This is a genomic window from Allokutzneria albata (assembly GCF_900103775.1).
In the GTDB taxonomy this organism is placed as follows: Bacteria; Actinomycetota; Actinomycetes; order Mycobacteriales; family Pseudonocardiaceae; genus Allokutzneria; species Allokutzneria albata.
This window is the reverse complement of sequence record NZ_LT629701.1, coordinates 636,284-656,902: the sequence shown is the minus strand read 5'-3', so window position 1 is coordinate 656,902 and position 20,619 is coordinate 636,284. Positions and strand designations below refer to the sequence as shown.

Below are 20,619 nucleotides of genomic sequence, written 5' to 3'. Positions count from 1 at the left end.
CTAACCCCTGAGCTCGTCGTCAAGAAGCTGGAAGATGTCGTTCATGCTGGTCACCGATTCCAGATCGGCGTTCTCGTCGTCGGGTCCGGAGCCGCGCGTCTTCTCGCCCCACAGCGACACGAGGGCGCGCAGCCGCTCCTCCACGTCCTCGGCCCCGGCGGTGGCGGGATCGGTGGCGGAGAGCAGCGCCTCCAGCTTCGCGATCTCGGTGACCACCGGTGGGCCCGCGGGTTCGGCGGGGACGACTTCCGCCTGGAGGAACTTCGCGAGCGCGTCCGGTGCCGGGTAGTCGAAGACCAGCGTGGTCGGCAGCCGCAGGCCCGTCGCCGCGCCGAGGGAGTTGCGCAGCTCCACCGCGGTGAGCGAGTCGAAGCCCAGGTCGCTGAACGCCCGCCCCGGCTCGATCTGCTCCGCCGAAGCGTGGCCGAGCACCATCGCGACCTGCTCGCGCACCAGCTCGATGAGCACCTGCAACGCCTCCGCCTCGTCGAGCCCGGCGAGCCGCTGCTTCAGCGCGTCCGCCTGACCGTCCGCCGCGGCCTGCGCGGTGCGACGTCCCGGCGAGCGCACCAGGTCCCGCATCAGCTGCGGCACGACGGAGAGCTTCGACGGGTCGAGCCGCACCGGCACCGCGACGGGATCGCCGAGCGCGATGGCGGCGTCGAACAGCGCCATGCCCTCCTCTTCGGTGATCGCGCCGAACCCGTCCGCGCCGAGCCTGGCGACCTCGTCCGCCCCCATGCCCGAGGCCCACAGGCCCCAGGCCATCGAGGTGGCGGGCAGCCCCGCGGCGTGCCGGTGAGTCGCCAGAGCGTCAAGGAACGAGTTCGCCGCGGCGTAGTTGCCCTGGCCCGGCCCGCCGACGACCCCGGCGAAGCTGGAGAACAGGACGAAGTGGGTCAGCGGCCGGTCCTTGGTCAGCTCGTGCAGGTTCCACGCGGCGCCGACCTTCGGGGCGAAGACCCCGTCCACCCGCTCCGGGGTGAGCGAGGTGATCGCGCCGTCGTCGAGCACACCGGCGGTGTGCACCACGGCGGCCAGGTCCTCGATCCCGCGCAGGAGCTTCGCGAGGGCATCGCGGTCTGCCGCATCACAGGCCGCGATCGTCACCGTCGCGCCGAGGCTTTCGAGCTCCGCCTGGAGTTCGGTGGCTCCCGGTGCGGCGGCACCCCTGCGGCTGGTGAGCACCAGGTCGCGGACACCGTGCGTGGTCACGAGGTGCTTGGCCAACTGGCTGCCGAGCCCGCCCGTGCCACCGGTGATCAGGACGGTTCCGGTCCATTCGGTCTCTCCGGAAGCCGCCGCCCTCGCCAGGCGCGGCGCGAAGAGCTTGCCGTCGCGGACCTCGATCTCCGGTTCGCCGGTGGCGAGTGCGGCGGGGACGAACTCGTCGGAGTCCGCGTCCACCACGACGATCTGGCCCGGGTTCTCGTTCTGCGCCGAGCGGAGCAGGCCCCGCGCCGCCGCGGCCGCGACACCGCCGGAGGTGCGGACGACCAGAATTTCCTCGTGGTCCGCGGCGATCCAGTCCTGCACCAGCGCGAGTGCGCGGTGGGTCAGCGCGTGTGCGTCCCCGACAACGTCCTTTCCTTCACTGTCAAGGGAAACCAGCTTGAACGGCGGAATCTCGCCACCACCCGTGACGGGCTTCCAGTTGACCTGGAACAGCGACTCGACGTTGCCCTGGGCGAGCTGGGCGGCGGAAACCTCGCGCAGAGCAAGGGATTCCACCGATGCGACCGGGGCTCCCACGCCGTCGCCGATCTCCAGCGAGACCGAGTCGGCACCGGTCGGCGCGATCCGCACGCGCAGCGACGTCGCCCCGGTCGCCTGCAACGAGACACCGCTCCACGCGAAGGGCAGGCGGGGGTTCGTCGAATCCCCGCTGAAGCCGAGCGCGTGCAGTGCGGAGTCGAGCAACGCGGGGTGCAGGCCGAAGCCCGCCACGTCAATGCCGGGCAGGGCCACCTCGGCGAACAGCTCACCGTCGCGAGCCCACGCCTTCTGGAGCCCCTGGAACTGCGGGCCGTACTGCATACCGGCCTCGGCCAGCCCTTCGTAGGCGCCGTCGAGGTCGATCGCGGTCGCACCGGCCGGAGGCCACTGAGCCAAGGAGAAGGCCGTGGTTTCCGCTTCCACCGCAAGGGAACCGGTCGCGTGCAGCGTCCAATCCCCCTCGCGCCGCGAGTGGATCGAGACGGCGCGGTCCTTCACGGTCACCTGAACCGTGACCGAGCCCGACTCGGGCAGCACCAGCGGCGCCTGGAGCATCAGCTCCTCGACCGCGGCGCAGCCCGCCTCGTCCGCGGCCCGGATCGCCAGGTCCAGCAACGCGGTGCCCGGCACCAGGACCGAGCCCATGACGGCGTGGTCGGCCAGCCACGGATGGGTGGCCGTCGAAAGGCGCCCGGTGAACAGGAACCCGTCACCGTCAGCAAGCGAGACCGAGGCGCCGAGCAGCGGGTGGTCCGGCGACTCCAGTCCCGCGGAGGCCACGTCGGCGGCGGCTTCGGCGGAGTTCAGCCAGTAGTGCTTGTGCTGGAAGGCGTAGGTCGGCAGGTCGATCCGCGTGCCGGGGAGCAGCACGGGCCAGTCGATCTTGACGCCGGCGTTGTGCAGCGCGGCGAGCGCGATGCGCGCCGAGACCGCCTCGTCACGATCCTTGCGCAGCATGGGGATGAAAGTGCCTTCGACGCAGTTCGCGCCCATCGCGGACAACGTGCCGTCCGGCCCGAGCTCCAGGAACCGCGTGACGCCTTCGGCCGCCAGCTGGCTCATGCCGTCCGCGAAGCGCACCGCGTCACGGACGTGCCGCACCCAGTACTCCGGGTCCGTGACCTGATCCGCCAGGCGGCCGGTCACGTTGGACACCAGCGGAATCGTCGGCTCGGAGTAGGTCACGGACTCCAGGACCGCGCGGAACTCGTCGAGCATCCCGTCCATGTGCGCGGAGTGGAACGCGTGCGAGACCGCGAGCTTCTTGGCCTTCTCGAAGTTCTTCGCGATCTCCTCCGCGGCCTTCGCGTCGCCCGAGATCACCACGGACTCCGGCCCGTTGATCGCCGCGATGCCGACCTCGTCGTTCAGGTGCGGCAACACGTCCGCTTCGGTGGCACGGAGCGAGATCATGGCTCCACCGCTGGGCAAAGCCTGCATGAGGCGACCCCGCGCCTCGACCACCTTGGCGGCGTCTTCAAGCGACCAGACGCCCGCGACGTGCGCGGCGGCCAGCTCGCCGATCGAGTGCCCGACCAGGAAGTCCGGCTTGACACCCCACGACTCCACCAGCCGGTACAGCGCCACCTCAAGGGCGAACAGCGCCGGCTGGGCGTTGCCCGTCTGGTTCAGCTCGTCCTGGGTCGTGGGCACGTCGGGCAGAAGCGCACGCACTTCGTCGTAGGCCCTGGCGAAGACCGGGAAGGCGTCGTAGAGCTGCTGCCCCATGCCGATGCGCTGCGAACCCTGGCCGGTGAACAGCACCGCCAAGCGACCGTCGGCCGCGCTGCCGCGAACGACGTTCACCGCCTTCTCGCCCTCCGCGAGCGCCGCCAGCCCGGCCAGCAGCTCCTCCCGGTTGCCGATCACCGCGGCACGGTGCTCGTGGTGCGGCTTCGCCGCCAGCGAGAACGCCACGTCGCCGAGCCCCACGTCCGGGTGCTCATCGACGAACGCCTTGATCTTCGCCGCCTGCCCGTGCACCGCCTCGGCGCTCCGCCCGGACACCACGAGCACCAGGTCGTCCTGCGCGTCCCGCCAGTCCACTGTGGACGGGACGGTGACGACGGGCGGTTGTTCGATGATGACGTGGGCGTTGGTGCCGGAGATGCCGAAGGAGGAGACGGCGGCACGGCGGGGACGGCTCACCTGCGGCCATTCCTGGGCCGATGTGAGCAGGGCGACGTCGCCGGAGGACCAGTCGACGTGCGGCGACGGCTCGTCCAGGTGCAGGCTCTTCGGCATCAGGCCGTGCTCGATGGCCTTGACGACCTTGATGATGCCGCCGACACCGGCAGCGGCCTGGGTGTGGCCGATGTTGGACTTGATGGAGCCCATCCACACCGGGCTCTCGCGGTCCTGGCCGTAGGTGGACAGCACCGCCTGAGCCTCGATCGGGTCACCGAGCACCGTGCCGGTGCCGTGCGCCTCGATCAGGTCCACTTCGGACGGCTTGATGCCCGCGTTGGCCAGCGCCTGCCGGATCACCCGCTGCTGCGAAGGACCGTTGGGCGCGGTGAGACCGTTGGAGGCGCCGTCCTGGTTGAGCGCGGAGCCCTTGATCACGGCGAGCACGGGGTGCCCGTTGCGGCGCGCGTCGGACAGCTTCTCCAGCACGAGCATGCCCGCGCCCTCGGCCCACCCGGTGCCGTCCGCGCCCGACCCGAAGGACTTGCAGCGGCCGTCCGCGGCGAGTCCGCGCTGCCGCGAGAACCCGATGAATGTGTCCGGGGTGGACATGACGGTGACACCGCCGGCCAGCGCCATCGTGCACTCGCCGGAGCGCAGCGCCTGCGCGGCCCAGTGCAGCGCGACGAGCGACGAAGAGCAAGCGGTGTCAACGGAAACCGCAGGCCCCTCGAACCCGAAGGTGTAAGCCACGCGACCGGACAGGATGCTGCCGGAGGTCCCGGTGCCGAGGAAACCCTCGACCCCGTCCGGCACCGTCGTCAGCCGCGAACCGTAGTCGTAGTACATGACACCGGCGAAGACACCGGTCGACGACCCCTTCAACGAAGCCGGGTCGACGCCCGCGCGCTCCATGGCCTCCCACGAAACCTCCAGCAGCAGCCGCTGCTGCGGGTCCATGGCCAGGGCTTCACGCGGCGAGATCCCGAAGAACTCCGGGTCGAACTCGGCGGCGTCGTGCAGGAAGCCGCCTTCGCGGGTGTACGAGGTGCCCTGGTGGTCGGGGTCGGGGTGGTACAGGTTCTCCAGGTCCCATCCGCGGTCGGTCGGGAACGTCGTGACGCCGTCGGTGCCGGAGGCGACGAGCTGCCACAGCTCCTCCGGGGTGGTGACCCCGCCCGGGTAGCGGCAGCCCATGCCGACGATCGCGATCGGCTCGTCCGATCCGACCGCGGCGACCGCCGAGACCTCGGCGATCTCGCCCAGCAGCTCGGTGCGGACGTACCTGGCCAGGTCGCGCGGCGTCGGGTAGTCGAAGATCAGCGTCGCGGGCAGCGGCAGACCCGTGGTGCCACCGACGCGATTGCGCAGCTCGACCGCGGTGAGCGAGTCGAAGCCGACGTCGCTGAACGCGCGCTCGGCCTCGATCGCGGCGGGGTCGTGGCCGAGGATCATGGCGGCCTGGGTGCGGATCAGCTCGACGATCACCCGCTCCTGCTCCGCCTCCGGCAGCCCGGCGAGGCGCTGCCGGAGCCCGGCGGCCTCCGGGGCCTGCGCCGCGCGACGGGTGGTGAGGCGGACCAGCGAACGCAGCGTGTGCGGCACCTCGCCGTTGCGCAGCACCGCCACGTTCAGCTTGACGGGAACCGTCAAGGAGCTGCCGCTGACGCACGCGGCGTCCAGCAGGGCCAGGGCCTCGGCGGGCTCCAGCGCGGCGAAACCCGTGTGCGCGAGGTCGACCGTGCTGCCCATGCCCGTGGTCCACAGCCCGTAGGCGATCGAGGTCGCCGGAAGGCCCTGCTGAGCACGGAGTTCGGCGAGCGCGTCGAGGTAGGCGTTGGCAGCGGCGTAGTTGCCCTGCCCAGGACCGCCGAGCACACCGGAGACCGAGGAGAACAGGATGAACTGCTCCAGGTTCTCCGTCAGCTCGTGCAGGTTGCGCGCAGCGACCGCCTTCGGCCGCAGCACGGCGTCCAGCCGCCCCGGAGTCAGCGCCGTGATCACGCCGTCGTCCAGCACACCCGCCGCGTGCACCACAGTGGTCAGGTTCGAAATTCCGCTCAACAGAGCCGAAAGCGCAGCCCGATCAGCCACGTCACACGCGACGACCTCGACCGAGGCACCAAGCGCGCGCAGCTCATCGCGCAGATCCGCGACGCCGGGCGCATCCGCACCGCGACGACTGGTCAGCACCAGCTCGCGGGCACCACGCGCGGTGACGAGGTGCTTGGCCACCGCGGCGCCCAGTCCGCCAGTACCACCGGTGATCAGCGCGGTTCCGGTCACCGTCCAGTCCGTGTTCTCCGGAACGGACGCGCGAACCAGGCGCGGCGCGAACAGCTCTCCGTCGCGCACAACGATCTGCGGTTCGCCAGTGGACACCGCTGCGCCGACCGCCGCGGCCGGGCCGTCGACAAGCACGAACCGCCCGGGGTGCTCGGACTGCGCGGAGCGGATCAGGCCCCACACCGCCGCCATGTCCGGATCGGCGGCGAATCCCTCCGTCCGCACAACAAGAGGCGACTCGTCCTCGCCCGCGAGCCGTTCCTGAACCACACCGAGGACTTCGTGAACGCTCGAAGCGGTGTGAACCGCCGCCTCGACCTCGCCGGACGCGGTGACCGGAATCCAGTCCAGCGCGTAGAGCGAGTCGATGCGCGTCCGGAACTGGTCGGCCGAAACCGCCCGCAGCGCAAGGGAATCGACCGTGGCGACCGGAGCACCAGTGCCGTCCGCGAGCTGAAGCCGAACACCGGAACCTTCGGGCGTGACACGCACGCGCAGCGCAGTGGCTCCTTCCGCGTGCAGCGAAACGCCGCTCCACGCGAAGGGAAGCCTTGCCTGGTCCTGGCCGTCGAGGCCGATGGCGTGCAGCGCCGCGTCCAGCAGCGCCGGGTGCAGCCCGAAGCCGTCCGCCGAAACACCTTCCGGCAGGGCGACCTCGGCGAAGATCTCCTCACCGAGCCGCCATGCCGAGGTCAGCCCCTGGAAGACCGGGCCGTACTCAAGCCCGGCACCGGCTGCGTCCGCGTAGAAGCCGCTCACGTCGACGGCGGTCACCCCGGCGGGCGGCCACTCGGTCAGCTCGAAGCTCGGTGCGGCGGCCTCGGCGAGCACACCGGTGGCGTGCAACGTCCACGGCTCACCCACGGCGTCCTGCAGACGCGAGTAGATCGACAGCGAGCGCTGAGCGGGATCGATGGTCAGCCGGAGCTGAACACCGCCGCTCTCCGGCAGCACGAGCGGAGCCTGCAAGGTGAGGTCCCGCACAGAGCCGAGGCCGAGTTCGTCACCCGCGCGCACGGCCAGCTCGACGAACGCGGTGCCGGGCAGCAGAACCGAGCCCATGACGGCGTGGTCGGCCAGCCAGCGGTGCGAGTCCAGCGAAAGGCGACCGGTCAGCACGAGCCCGTCGGAGTCGGGCAGCGTGACGAGCGCGCCGAGCAGCGGGTGCTCCGCCGCGCCGAGACCGAGACCGGCCGCATCGCCCGGGATCGACGGCGAGTTGACCCAGTAACGCTTGTGCTGGAAGGCATACGTCGGCAGGTCCACCCGCCGCGCGCCGGTCTCCGCGTAGATCGCCAGCCAGTCGACCTCGATGGCGTTGGCGTCGAGCGCCGCGAGCGCGATGGTCGAGCTGACGACCTCGTCGCGGTCCTTGCGCAGCACCGGGATGAACACGCCGTCCGAGACGCAGTTCGCACCCATCGCGGAGAGCGTGCCGTCCGGGCCGAGCTCGACGAAACGGCGAACACCGGCGGCTTCGAGGGCAGCGATCCCGTCCGCGAAGCGCACCGCGTCGCGAACGTGGCGCACCCAGTACTCGGGGTTCGTGACCGACTCGCCGAGAGCACCGGTCACGTTGGACACCAGCGGAATCGTCGGCTCCGAGTACGTGACGGACGAGAGGACCGCGCGGAACTCGTCCAGCATCCCGTCCATCAGCACCGAGTGGAACGCGTGCGAGACGGCCAGCTGCTTGGTCTTCTCGAAGTTCTTCGCGACCTTCTTGGCGGCCTTCGCGTCACCCGAGATCACGACGGCGCGCGGGCCGTTGATCGCCGCGATGCCGACCTTGTCGTTCAGGTGCGGCAGGACCTCGTCCTCGCTCGCCTGGATCGAGATCATGGCTCCACCGCTCGGCAAAGCCTGCATCAGCCGACCACGGGCGACGACGATCCGAGCCGCGTCCTCCAGCGACCAGACACCGGCGACGTGCGCGGCGGCCAGCTCGCCGATCGAATGCCCGACCAGGAAGTCCGGCTTGACACCCCAGGACTCCACCAGCCGGTAGAGCGCCACTTCAAGTGCGAACAGCGCGGGCTGGGCGTTGCCGGTCTCGTTCAGCTCCTCCTGCGTGGCCGCAGCCTCCGGCAGGAAGGCGCACACCTCGTCGTAAGCCGACGCGAACACCGGGTAGGCGTCGTAGAGCGCCTTGCCCATGCCCAGGCGCTGCGAACCCTGGCCGGTGAACATGAACGCGATCGGGCCACTGCCCGCACGCCCCCGGACAACCGCTTCCCCATCGGCCAAAGCCGACAGAGCGGCCAGCAGCTCATCGCGGTCGGCCCCGACCACGGCCGCGCGGTGCTCGTGCCGCGGCTTGAGAGCCAGGGAGAACGCGACGTCCAGCGGGTCGAGGTCGTTGTCCGCCAGGTAGTCCCGGAGCTTCGCCGCCTGAGCCGGAACCGCGTCGGCGGTGCGCCCGGACAGCGGCCACGCCAGCGCGGCCGGGGCGGCCCGCTCGACCTCGGACTCCACGACGGCGGGCGCCTGCTCGATGATCACGTGGGCGTTCGTGCCGCTCATGCCGAACGACGACACACCCGCGCGGCGCGGACGGTCGACCTCGGGCCACTTGACGGCTTCCGTCAAGAGGGAGACGGCGCCCGAGGACCACTCCACCTGCGGCGTCGGCTCGTCGATGTGCAGCGACCGCGGCAGCACACCGTGCCGGATCGCCTCCACCATCTTGATCACGCTGATGACGCCCGCGGCGCCCTGGGTGTGGCCGAGGTTGGACTTGATCGACCCCAGCCACAGCGGGTGCTCGCGGTCCTGCCCGTAGGTGGCCAGGATCGCCTGCGCCTCGATCGGGTCACCGAGCTTGGTACCGGTGCCGTGCGCCTCGACCGCGTCGACGTCCTTGGTGGACAGACCGCCGTTGGCCAGCGCCTGGCGGATGACCCGCTGCTGCGAAGGGCCGTTCGGGGCGGTCAGACCGCTGGACGCGCCGTCCTGGTTGACCGCGGAGCTCCGCAGCACGGCCAGGATCTGGCGGCCGTTGCGCTGTGCGTCGGACAGGCGCTCCAGCATGACCAGGCCCGCACCCTCCGACCACGCGGTGCCGTCGGCGGAGGCGGAGAAGGACTTGCAGTGCCCGTTCGGCGCGAGACCGTTCTGCTTGCTGAAGTCGATGAACGGGTCCGGCACCGACATGACCGTGACGCCGCCCGCGAGAGCGAGGTCGCACTCACCGCTGCGCAGCGCCTGCGCGGCCAGGTGCATCGCGACCAGCGACGAGGAGCACGCGGTGTCGATGGAGATCGCGGGGCCTTCGAAGCCGAAGGTGTAGGCGACGCGGCCGGAGAGGATGCTCATCGAGGCGCCGGTGCCGAGGAAGCCCTCGATCTCCTCCGGCACCGCGGTCAGCCGCGACGCGTAGTCGTTGTAGATCACGCCGGCGAAGACACCGGTCGAGGAGCCCTTGAGCGTGGCCGGGTCGATACCGGCGCGCTCCATGGCCTCCCACGACACCTCCAGCATCAGGCGCTGCTGCGGGTCCATGGCCATGGCCTCGCGCGGGCTGATGCCGAAGAACTCCGGGTCGAACTCGGCGGCGTCGTGCAGGAAGCCACCGGTCTTCGCGTACGACGTGCCCTGCTTGCCCGGCTCGGTGCTGAACAGGCCGTCGAGGTCCCAACCACGGTCGGTCGGGAAGTCCGTGATCGCGTGCTCGCCGCCCATGACGAAGCGCCACAGGTCGTCCGGCGTGTTGATGCCGCCCGGGTAGCGCAGCGCGGTGGCCACGATCGCGATCGGCTCGTCGCTGGACGCCAAAGACAATGTCACAGCCGATTTGTCCGCAGCGCCTTGGCCGGACGCGCCGACCAGCTCCGAGCGGACGTATCCGGTCAGCGCGACCGGCGTCGGGTAGTCGAAGATCAGCGTGGACGGCAGCCGCAACCCGGTCACAGCACCGAGGCGGTTGCGCAGCTCCACGGCGGTCAGCGAGTCGAAGCCGATCTCCATGAAGCCGCGGCCCGGCTCCACCGTCTCCGGCGTGACATGGCCCAGCACCAACGCGACCTGCGTGCGAACCAGGTCCAGCAGCATTCGGTCTTGCTCGGCCTCGGTCAGCCCGGCCAGGCGCTTCGCCAGCGAGGAGCCCTGCGCGTCGCCCGACTGCGCCGCGCGACGGGTGGCTCGTACAAGACCGCGCAGCAACGGTGGCAGCGCAGCGGTGCGCGCGAACGCCTCCAGCTCCGGGATGTCGAGCTTCATCGGCGCTGCGACGGCGAGACCGGTCGCATGCGCGGCGTCGAACAGCTCGACGCCCTCTTCGTGGGTGAGCGCGCCGGTGCCGGAGCCCTTCATCCGCGCCAGCTCGGCCTCGGACAGGGTGCCCGCCATACCGCCGACCCACAGGCCCCACGCCAGCGACTGACCCGGCAGGCCCTGCGCACGGCGGTGCTCGGCGAGCGCGTCCAGGAACCCGTTGGCGGCGGTGTAGTTGCCCTGCCCGGGGTTGCCGAGCAGCCCGGCCGCCGACGAGAACAGCACGAACATCGCCAGATCGCGGTCGCGCGTCAGCTCGTGCAGGTGCCACGCCGCGTCGACCTTCGGCCCGAACACGGTGTCCACCCGCTCCGGGGTGAGCGAGGTGATCATGCCGTCGTCGAGCACACCGGCGGTGTGGATCACCCCGGTCAGGTTCGGAATCCCGCCCAGCAGAGCCGAAACCGAGTCGCGGTCGGCCACGTCGCAGGCCGCGATCTCCACGGCGGCGCCGAGTTCGGCCAGCTCCTCCGTCAGCTCGGCCGCACCGGGTGCCGCCACGCCGCGACGGCTGGTCAGCACGAGGTTCTTCACGCCGTGCTCGGTGATCATGTGTCGGGCGAAGAGCTTCCCGAGCCCGCCCGTGCCGCCGGTGATCAGCACGGTGCCCTCGGGGTCGAGCCCGCGCTCGACGGTCAAGACCACCTTGCCGATGTGCTTGGCCTGGCTGATGAACCGGAACGCCTCGGGGGCGCGGCGAACGTCCCAGGTCTTGATCGGCAGCGGCTTCAGCACGCCCGCGTCGAACAGCTCGATCAGCTCGGCCCACATCGACGCGACCCGCGACGCCTCGGCCTCGTTCAGGTCGAACGCCTGGTACTGGACACCCGGGTACTGCTCGTCGATCTCCGCCTGCTCGCGGATGTCGGTCTTGCCCATCTCCAGGAACCGGCCGCCGCGCGGCATCAGCCGCAACGACGCGTCGACGAACTCGCCCGCGAGCGCGTCAAGCACCACGTCGACGCCGCGACCGTCCGAAATGGACAGGAACTCCTGCTCGAAGTCCGTGGTGCGCGAGGACGCGATGTGCTCGATGCCCTGCTCCCGCAGCACATGCCACTTGCCCTTGCTGGCGGTGCCGTAGACCGTGGCGCCGAGGTGCTGGGCGATCTGCGTCGCGGCCATGCCGACACCACCGGCGGCGGCGTGGATCAGCACGGACTCGCCCGCCTTCAGGCCGCCGAGGTCGCGCAGACCGTAGTAGGCGGTGAGGAACACCAGCGGGACGGACGCGGCCTCTTCGAAACTCCAGCCCTTGGGCACCCGGGTCAGCATCGGCCGATCGGTGACCGCGACGGGCCCGATACCGCCGAACGCGAGGCCCATGACCTTGTCGCCGGGCGCGAGGTCGGTCACCTCGGGTCCGACCTCCAGCACGACACCGGCGACCTCGTTGCCGAGCAGACCCGCATCGCCCGGGTACATGCCCAGGACGTTGAGCACGTCGCGGAAGTTCACACCCGCCGCGCGGACCCCGATGCGCACGTGCGTCGGGGCCAGCTCCGCCTGCGGGATCGGCTCCAGGACCAGGTGGTCGAGCGTGCCCTTGCCGGACATGCCCAACCGCCACGTCTTCTCGGCCGGGGGCACGAGCACACCGCTGCCCGCCATCGTGGCCAGGCGCGGCACGAAGACCTCGGCCCCGCGCACGGCGACCTGGGCCTCACCGCTGGCGACGATCTCGTCGAACCGCGCGGTGTCCTCGGCATCGATCAGCACGATGCGGTCGGGAGCTTCGGCCTGAGCGACCCTGACCATGCCCCACACCGCGGCGGCGGGCAGGTCGGTGACGTCCATCACCGCACCGGAGGTGTGGATGACGAGCTTGGAATCTCCCTCTTCTGTAAGGAAATCCTGAAGCACTCGCAGCACGTCGTGCGTGGCGGTGTGCGTCGCGCTGACCGTGTCGCCATCCTCGCCGACAACGCGGTGTACCACGTAGGGAGAAGCAGAACCCTGCGCGAGCGGAACCTGCGTCCAGTCAACGCGGTAGAGCGAGTCGTGCTCGCCAGCACCCGCCGCCTGGATCTGCTCGGCCGAAACCGCCCGCAGCGCAAGGGAGTCCACAGTGGCCACTGGAGCGCCGCTGGTGTCGGCGACGCGCAGGGACACGACGTCCTTGCCGGTGATCTTCACGTGCACGCGCAGCGCGGAAGCTCCAGAGGCGTGCAGCGAAACCCCGCTCCACGCGAACGGCAGGCGGGCGCCCTCGTCGGAGGACTCACCGACGACCAGGGAGTGCAGCGCGGCGTCCAGAAGCGCCGGGTGCAGGCCGAACTTGCCTGCCTCGCCCTGGATCGCCTCGGGCAGCTCGACCTCGGCGAAGATCTCATCACCGCGCGTCCACGCGGCGGTCAGCCCACGGAAGGTCGGCCCGTAGCTCAGGCCGGTGGCGTCGAAGTCGTCGTACAGCGTCTCGACGGAGGCAGCGGTGACTCCGGCGGGCGGCCACTCCTCCAACGAGAAGTTCGGCGCGGCGGCGACCGGAGCCACGGAACCGATGGCGTGCAAGGTCCACGCGCCCTCGTCACGACGAGAGTGCAGGGTCAGCGCGCGACGGCCGGACTCGTCAGGAGCGGCCACGGCGAGCTGCACCTGAACGCCGCCGTCCTCGGGCAGCACCAGCGGGGCCTGCAAGGTCAGCTCTTCGAGGACACCGCAGCCCACCTCGTCGGCGGCGCGAACGGCCAGCTCGACCAGCCCGGTGCCAGGCACCACGATCGCGCCCATCACCACGTGATCGGCGAGCCAGGAGTGCGTGGAGGTGGAAAGCCGCCCGGTGAACAGGAACCCGTCCTCGTCCGCCAGGGACACCGAAGCGCCTAGCAGCGGGTGGTCCAGGGAACCGAGGCCAAGGCCGGAGGCATCGCCGGTGGCGCGCTGCATCGGCAGCCAGTAGTGGCGCCGCTGGAAAGCGTAGGTCGGCAGGTCGATGTGCCGGGCCGGGCCCTCGAACGCGGAGGCCCAGTCGACGTGCCCACCGTTGACGTGCAGCTCGGCCAGCGCGGTGACGAAGGTCTGCGGCTCGTCACGATCCTTGCGCAGAGCCGCGATGAACTTGCCGTCGGCGCAGTCGGCACCGGCGGCGGTGAGCACACCGTCCGGGCCGAGCTCCAGGAACTTGGTGACTCCGGCTTCCGCGAGCGTCGCGACGGCGTCGGCGAAGCGAACGGACTCCCGCACGTGCCGGACCCAATAGTCCACAGAGGACAGTTCTTCGGTGGTCGCGGCGCGCCCGGTGAGCGTGGAGACGATCTGGATGGTCGGCGCGGAAGCGGTCGCGGAGCCGACCACCTTGCCGAACTCCGCCAGCATCCCGTCCATCAAGCCCGAGTGGAAGGCGTGCGACACCGAAAGCCGCTTGGTCTTGCGATCCTTGAACTGCTCCGCCACCGCGAGCGCAGCCGCCTCGACACCGGAGATCACCACCGACCGCGGGCCGTTGATGGCGGCGATGTCCACGCCCTCGACGAGCTTGGCGCAGACCTCCTCCTCCGTCGCCTGGATCGCGATCATGGCTCCACCACTGGGCAGAGCCTGCATCAACCGACCACGAGCCGTGACGATCCGAGCAGCGTCCTCCAACGACCACACACCGGCCACATGCGCGGCGGCCAGCTCACCGATCGAGTGCCCGGCCAGGAAGTCCGGGCGCACGCCCAGGGACTCGATCAGCCGGTACAGCGCCACTTCCAGCGCGAACAGCGCGGGCTGGGCGTTGCCGGTCTCGTTCAGCTCCTCCTGCGTGGCCGCAGCCTCCGGCAGGAACGAGCACACCTCGTCGTAGGCCGACGCGAACACCGGGAACGCGTCGTAGAGCGCCTTCCCCATGCCCAGGCGCTGCGATCCCTGGCCGGTGAACAGCACCGCGAGCTGACCGCCCGTGGCCTGCCCGGTCACCACGCCCGGCGCCCCGGAGGCGAGGGCACGGAGCTGCTCAACACCGAACGCGACACCGCGGTGGTCCAGCCGGGCCCTCGTCGAGGCCAGCGAACGGCCGAGATCGATCGGTGCGTGCGAATCCACAATGGACAGTAGTCGGGAAGCCTGCTCCTCAAGCGCTTCCGGGGTCTTGCCGGACACGATCCACGGCACGTGCTCGCCGAGCAGGCACGCGGTCGGCTCCTCGTCCGCGACCTCGACAGCCGGAGCTTCCTCGACGATCACGTGCGAGTTGGTGCCCGAGATGCCGAAAGACGAGATACCCGCGCGGCGAGGGCGGTCCACCACGGGCCACTCGCGCGCGGAGTCCAGCAGGGAAACCGCACCGGCGGTCCAGTCGACGTGCGGAGTCGGCGCGTCGATGTGCAGCGACTGCGGCAGCACACCGTGCCGGATCGCCATCACCATCTTGATCACGCTGGCCACGCCCGCGGCGGCCTGGGTGTGCCCGATGTTGGACTTCACCGAGCCGACCCACAACGGCCGCCCCTCTGCGCGTCCCTGGCCGTAGGTGGCCAGCAGCGCCTGGGCCTCGATGGGATCGCCGAGGGTCGTGCCGGTGCCGTGCGCGTCGACCGCGTCAACGTCCTTGGTGGACAGACGTGCGTTGGCCAGCGCCTGACGGATGACTCGCTGCTGCGAGGGGCCGTTCGGGGCGGTGAGGCCGTTCGAAGCGCCGTCCTGGTTCACCGCGGAGCCACGCAGGATGGCCAGCACCGGGTGCCCGTTGCGCTGCGCGTCGGAGAGCTTCTCCAGCAGCAGCATGCCGGCGCCCTCGCCCCAGCCCGTCCCGTCGGAGGAGGCGGAGAACGCCTTGACGCGCCCGTCGCGGGCGAGGCCGCGCTGGCGGGAGAACTCGACGAACGCGTCCGGGCCGGACATCACGCTGACGCCACCGGCAAGTGCGAGGGTGCACTCACCACCGCGAAGCGCCTGCACGGCAAGGTGCATCGCCACCAGCGAGGACGAGCACGCGGTATCGATCGTGACGGCCGGGCCTTCCAGACCGAACACGTAGGACAGCCGACCGGACAGCACGGAGCCGGAGATGCCCGTGCCGAGGTAGCCCTCGATGCCCTCCATGGGCTCGGTGATCGTGCGGCCGTAGTCCTGGCCGTTGGTGCCCGCGAAGACCCCGGTCCTGCTGCCCTTGAGCGAGGTCGGGTCGATGCCCGCGCGCTCGAACGCCTCCCACGAGGTCTCCAGCAGCAGCCGCTGCTGCGGGTCCATCGCCAGGGCCTCGCGCGGGGAGATCCCGAACAGCTCGGCGTCGAACTCCCCCGCCGCGGTGAGGAACCCGCCGCTGCGCACGTAGGAGGTGCCGAGGTTGTCCGGATCGGGGTTGTAGAGCCGTTCGAGGTCCCAGCCGCGGTCGGTGGGGAACTCGCGGACGCCGTCGACGCCGTCCGCGATCATCCGCCAGAACTCCTCCGGCGAGTCGGCCCCGGGGAAGCGGCAGGCCATCCCGACGATCGCGACCGGCTCGAAGTCCTTCTCCTCGGCCTCGCGCAAGCGCAGCTTCGTCGCGTGCAGCTCGCCGGTGACGCGCGTCAGGTAGTCCCGGAGCTTGTTGTTCTCAGCAGAAGACATCAGAGATCCCCACTACTCACTGGCCGAGCTGCTTGTCGATGAAGTCGAAGAGTTCGTCGTTGGAGGAGGAGCGCAGCGACTCGACGAGTTCGGTACCGTCCCCCGCCGATGTTTCAGCCGTGGTGGCCGACACCAGGGCCCTGAGCCGCCCGACCAGCCGCTCGCGCAGCTCGTCGCTGGGTTCCAGGGCCTGCAAGGTGTCTTCGAGCCGGTCCAGCAGGTGGTCGGCGTCGTTGTCCGAGCCGAGCAGCTCCTCGCGCAGGAAGGCCGCGAGGGCCACGGGCGTCGGGTAGTCGAAGACCAGGGAGGTCGGCAGCACCAGGCCCGTCGCCGCGTTGAGCCGGTTGCGGAACTCCACGGAGGTCAGCGAGTCGAAGCCCAGTTCGGAGAACGCGCGCTCCGGCTGCACGGCGGCCGTCGTGGCGTGACCGAGCACAGTGGACACCCGCGACCGCACCAGCTCCACCAGCAACCGGGTCTGCTCGGCCTCGGGCGCACCTTCAAGCTTGCGCAGCAGCGCGGCCGCCTCGTCCTCGGGCTGAGCGGGCTTGGCGGCCTCCGGGATCGCGTCGAACAGCGTGCCGGGAACGTTCGGCGCGAACAGGGGCCAGTCGATGTCGGCGACGGTGATCGCCACGTCCTCCTGGTCCAGCGCGCCCTGCAGCGCGGTGAGCGCCCGCTCGGGGTCCATCGGGCGGATCCCGAAGCGCCGCAGCTCGTCGTCGAGCGTGCCGCTCGTGGCCATGCCCGCCTCGGCCCAGGCCCCCCAGGCGATCGAGGTCGCGGGCAGCCCGTCCAGGTGCCGCTGCTCGGCGAGCGCGTCCAGGTGGGCGTTGGCCGCCGCGTAGGCGCCCTGCCCGGGGTTGCCGCAGACCCCGGCCAGCGAGGAGAACATCACGAACGCGTCCAGGTCCAGCGACTTGGTCAGCTCGTGCAGGTTCCGCGCCGCGGTGACCTTCGGCGAGAGCACGCCTTCGAGCCGAGCGTTGTCCAGCGCGGCAAGCGGTCCGTCGTCGACGACGCCCGCGATGTGCATGACGGAACGAATTGCCTCGCCGTCCGCGTGCAGCTTGTCGATCAGCTCGGCCAGTGCGTCGCGGTCGGTGACGTCGCACGCCGCCACGGTCACCCGCGCGCCGAGCTCGGTCAGCTCCGCACTGAGCTCGGCTGCCCCAGGCGCGGAGTTCCCTCGGCGGGACAACAGAACCAGGTGTTCGGCGCCGTTGCGGGCGAGCCACCGCGCGGTGAACGAGCCGAGCGCTCCGGTGCCACCGGTCAGCAGCACCGTGCCCCGCGGCTTCCAGTCGCGCTTCGCCGTTCCCGGCTCGGAGTGGACCATCCGCCGCGCCAGCGCGCTGTTCTCGCGGATGGCGACCTGCTTCTCCGCACCGCCGAGGACATCGGCCAACAGCTCGAAGTCCTGCTCCCCCGGCGCCGCCGGGAGTTCGACCAGGCCGCCCCAGCGCTCCGGGTGCTCCAGCGCGACGACCTGCCCGAGCCCCCACACCTGCGCCTGCTCGGGTGTCCGGCCGACCGTGGCGCACCACAGCGGCACGTCGACGTTCTGGGCGAGTGACAGGGTCGTGGTGAGGTCCCCACCGATCGACAGCACAGCGTCCACTTCGGACATTTCAACGGCGCTCGACGCCCACTGGACCTTCGCTCCGCGAGCGGTGAGCGCGGCTTCGAGAAGCGGGTCCCGTGAGCCGACGACCGCCCACGTGCCGTGCAGCGAGGCGCGCGGAGTGCTGATGGCGTCCCACCGGACGCGGTAGCGCCACGAGTCCTTGTTGCGCTGAGCGGACTTCAGCCAGAAGCGCTGGTGCTGGAAGGCGTACGTCGGGAGATCGACGCGACGCGCGCCCGTCCCGGCGAACACCGCGTGCCAGTCCACCGTCGCCCCGGCGGCGAACACCTGCCCGACACCGGCAACGAGCGCTTCCGGCTCCGGGCGGTCCTTCCGGAGCACCGGCGCGAAAGTGGCCGAAGACCTGCTTGCAGGGTCGAGCATCGGCACCGCGACGCAATCCGCGCCCATCGCGGAAAGCGTGCCGTCCGGGCCGAGTTCGAGGTAGCGGGTGACGCCCTTCTCCGCACACGTCGCGATGCCGTCGGCGAAGCGGACCGCGCCGCGCACGTGCCGCACCCAATACTCTGCGGACATCAGCTCGCTGGCCTTCGCGACGGTGCCCGTCACGTTGGACACGACCTGAATGGTCGGCTCGGAGTACGTCACCGACATCGCGACCTTCGCGAAGTCGGCCAGCATCCCCTCCATTAGCGACGAGTGGAAGGCGTGCGAGACGGCCAGGCGCTTGGTCTTGCGGTCCTTGAACTGCTCGGCGACGGCGAGCGCCCCGTCCTCCAGGCCGGAGATCACCACCGCGCGAGGACCGTTGACGGCCGCGATGTCCACGCCCTCGACGAGGTGTTCCCGCACCTCGTCCTCGGTCGCCTGAATCGCGATCATGGCTCCGCCCTGCGGCAGAGCCTGCATCAGCCGTCCGCGCGCGGTGACCAGGCGAGCCGCGTCCTCCAGCGAGAACACCCCGGCGACGTGCGCCGCGGCCAGCTCGCCGATCGAGTGGCCGACGAGGAAGTCCGGCCGCACGCCCCACGACTCGACGAGCCGGTACAACGCGACCTCAAGGGCGAACAGCGCGGGCTGTGCGTTGCCAGTCTGGTTCAGTTCCTCCTGCGAGGTGGCCGCCTCGGGCAGGAGCGCCCGCACCTTGTCGTAGGCCGCAGCGAACACCGGGTAGGCGCGGTAAAGCTCCTCGCCCATTCCCAGGCGCTGCGAACCCTGACCGGTGAACAGGAACGCGGTCTTGCCCTTGACCAGGCGGCCGCGGGCGACGGGCTCACCGTCGAGAGAACCGAGGTACACCGCCCGCTCGTCCAGTGCCGCACGCGTGGTGGCCAACGAGAACGCAATGTCCAAATCAGACACCGAAGACCCGCTTGCGGGGTCGAGCATTGTTACAGCGTCATTGCTGTCCACAAAGGACTTCATGCGCGCGGTCTGCGCGGCCAGCGCCGCAGGCGTCTTGCCGGTGACGATCCACGGAAGCGCGGGCGGCGGCGTGACCTCGCGCGGCTCCTCCTCGACGGCCGGAGCCTGCTCAAGGATCACGTGCGCGTTGGTGCCGGAGATGCCGAACGACGAGACCGCGGCCCGGCGCGGACGGTCCACCGCGGGCCACTTGACAGCTTCCGTCAAGAGGGTGACCGCCCCGGCCGTCCAGTCCACGTGCGGCGAGGGTTCGTCGATGTGCAGCGACTTCGGCAGGACACCGTGCCGCAGCGCCATCACCGTCTTGATCACACCGGCGACACCTGCGGCGGCCTGCGCGTGGCCGATGTTGGACTTCAGCGATCCCAGGTACAGCGGCGTTTCCCGCTTCTGGCCGTAGGTCGCGATGACGGCCTGAGCCTCGATCGGGTCACCGAGCACGGTGCCGGTGCCGTGCGCCTCGACCGCGTCGACGTCCGAAGTGGACAGTCCGGCGCTGGCGAGCGCTTGGCGGATCACGCGCTGCTGCGAAGGGCCGTTCGGCGCGGTGAGCCCGTTGGACGCCCCGTCCTGGTTCACCGCGGAGCCGCGCACCACCGCGAAGATCGGGTGGCCGTTGCGCTTGGCGTCGGAGAGCTTCTCCAGCAACAGGATGCCCGCGCCCTCCGACCAGCCGGTGCCGTCCGCCGCGGCGGCGAAGGACTTGCAGCGCCCGTCTACGGAAAGGCCCCGCTGGCGGGAGAAGTCGACGAAGGTGTCCGGGACCGACATCACGGTCACACCGCCGGCGAGGGCCAGCGTGCACTCCCCCGTGCGCAGCGCCTGCGCCGCGAGGTGCATCGAGACCAGAGAGGAGGAGCACGCGGTGTCCACGGTGACCGCGGGGCCTTCGAGGCCGAAGGTGTAGGAGATCCGGCCGGAGAGCACGCTGCCGGTGGTGCCGGTGCCGAGGAAGCCCTCGACGCCCTCGGGCAGCTCGTCCAGGTTCTGGCCGTAGTCGTTGTACATCAGGCCCGCGAACACCCCGGTCGCGCTGCCCTTCACGGTGCCGGGGTCGATGCCCGCGCGCTCGAAGGCCTCCCACGCGACCTCCAGCAGCAGCCGCTGCTGCGGGTCCATCGCCAGGGCCTCGCGCGGGCTGATCCCGAACAGCTCCGGGTCGAACTCGGCGGCGTCGTGCAGGAAGTTGCCGCGGCTGGTGTAGGAGGTGCCCTGGTGGTCGGGATCGGGGTGGAACAACGAGCCGAGGTCCCAGCCGCGGTCGGTGGGGAAGTCGGAGACGCCCTCGCCGCCCCTGGCGACCAGGTCCCACAGCTGCTCCGGCGTGCGCACGCCGCCGGGGAAGCGGCAGCCGATGCCGACGATCGCGATCGGCTCGGTCGCGGCCGCGGCGAGTTCGCTATTCCGCGCCACCAGCCGCGCGTTTTCCTTCAGGGACTCACGCAGCGCCGCGATGAGCTCCTCGGAGGAATTCGCCATCCCACTCTCCGCTTCTCTGGCGTCAACTGTACAAATAGCTAGAAACATGCCCTGAACAGCGAAACTGCCCATCCAGCGCCCTTGTACAAGGACATTGGATGGGCAGTCGCGGGGGGTGGTCAACCATTGATGCGGATGTTGTCCGCACTAGTAGGAGAACACATAGACAGTTGCTGAACTGGCCTTTTTCGGCG

At 70.6% G+C, this 20,619-nt stretch carries 2 protein-coding genes; both read right to left on the bottom strand.

Features of this window, described 5'->3' with window-relative positions; genetic code table 11:
• Complete coding sequence (locus BLT28_RS02890; protein WP_083383640.1) at positions 1 to 15,933, bottom strand: type I polyketide synthase; 15,933 nt, start codon at positions 15,931 to 15,933, stop codon at positions 1 to 3.
• Positions 15,934 to 15,949: 16 nt separating this feature from the next.
• The gene (locus BLT28_RS02885; RefSeq protein WP_456318821.1) at positions 15,950 to 20,401 is read right to left on the bottom strand and encodes a type I polyketide synthase; all 4,452 of its coding nucleotides are present in this window, start codon (positions 20,399 to 20,401) and stop codon (positions 15,950 to 15,952) included.
• Positions 20,402 to 20,619: the final 218 nt, after the last annotated feature.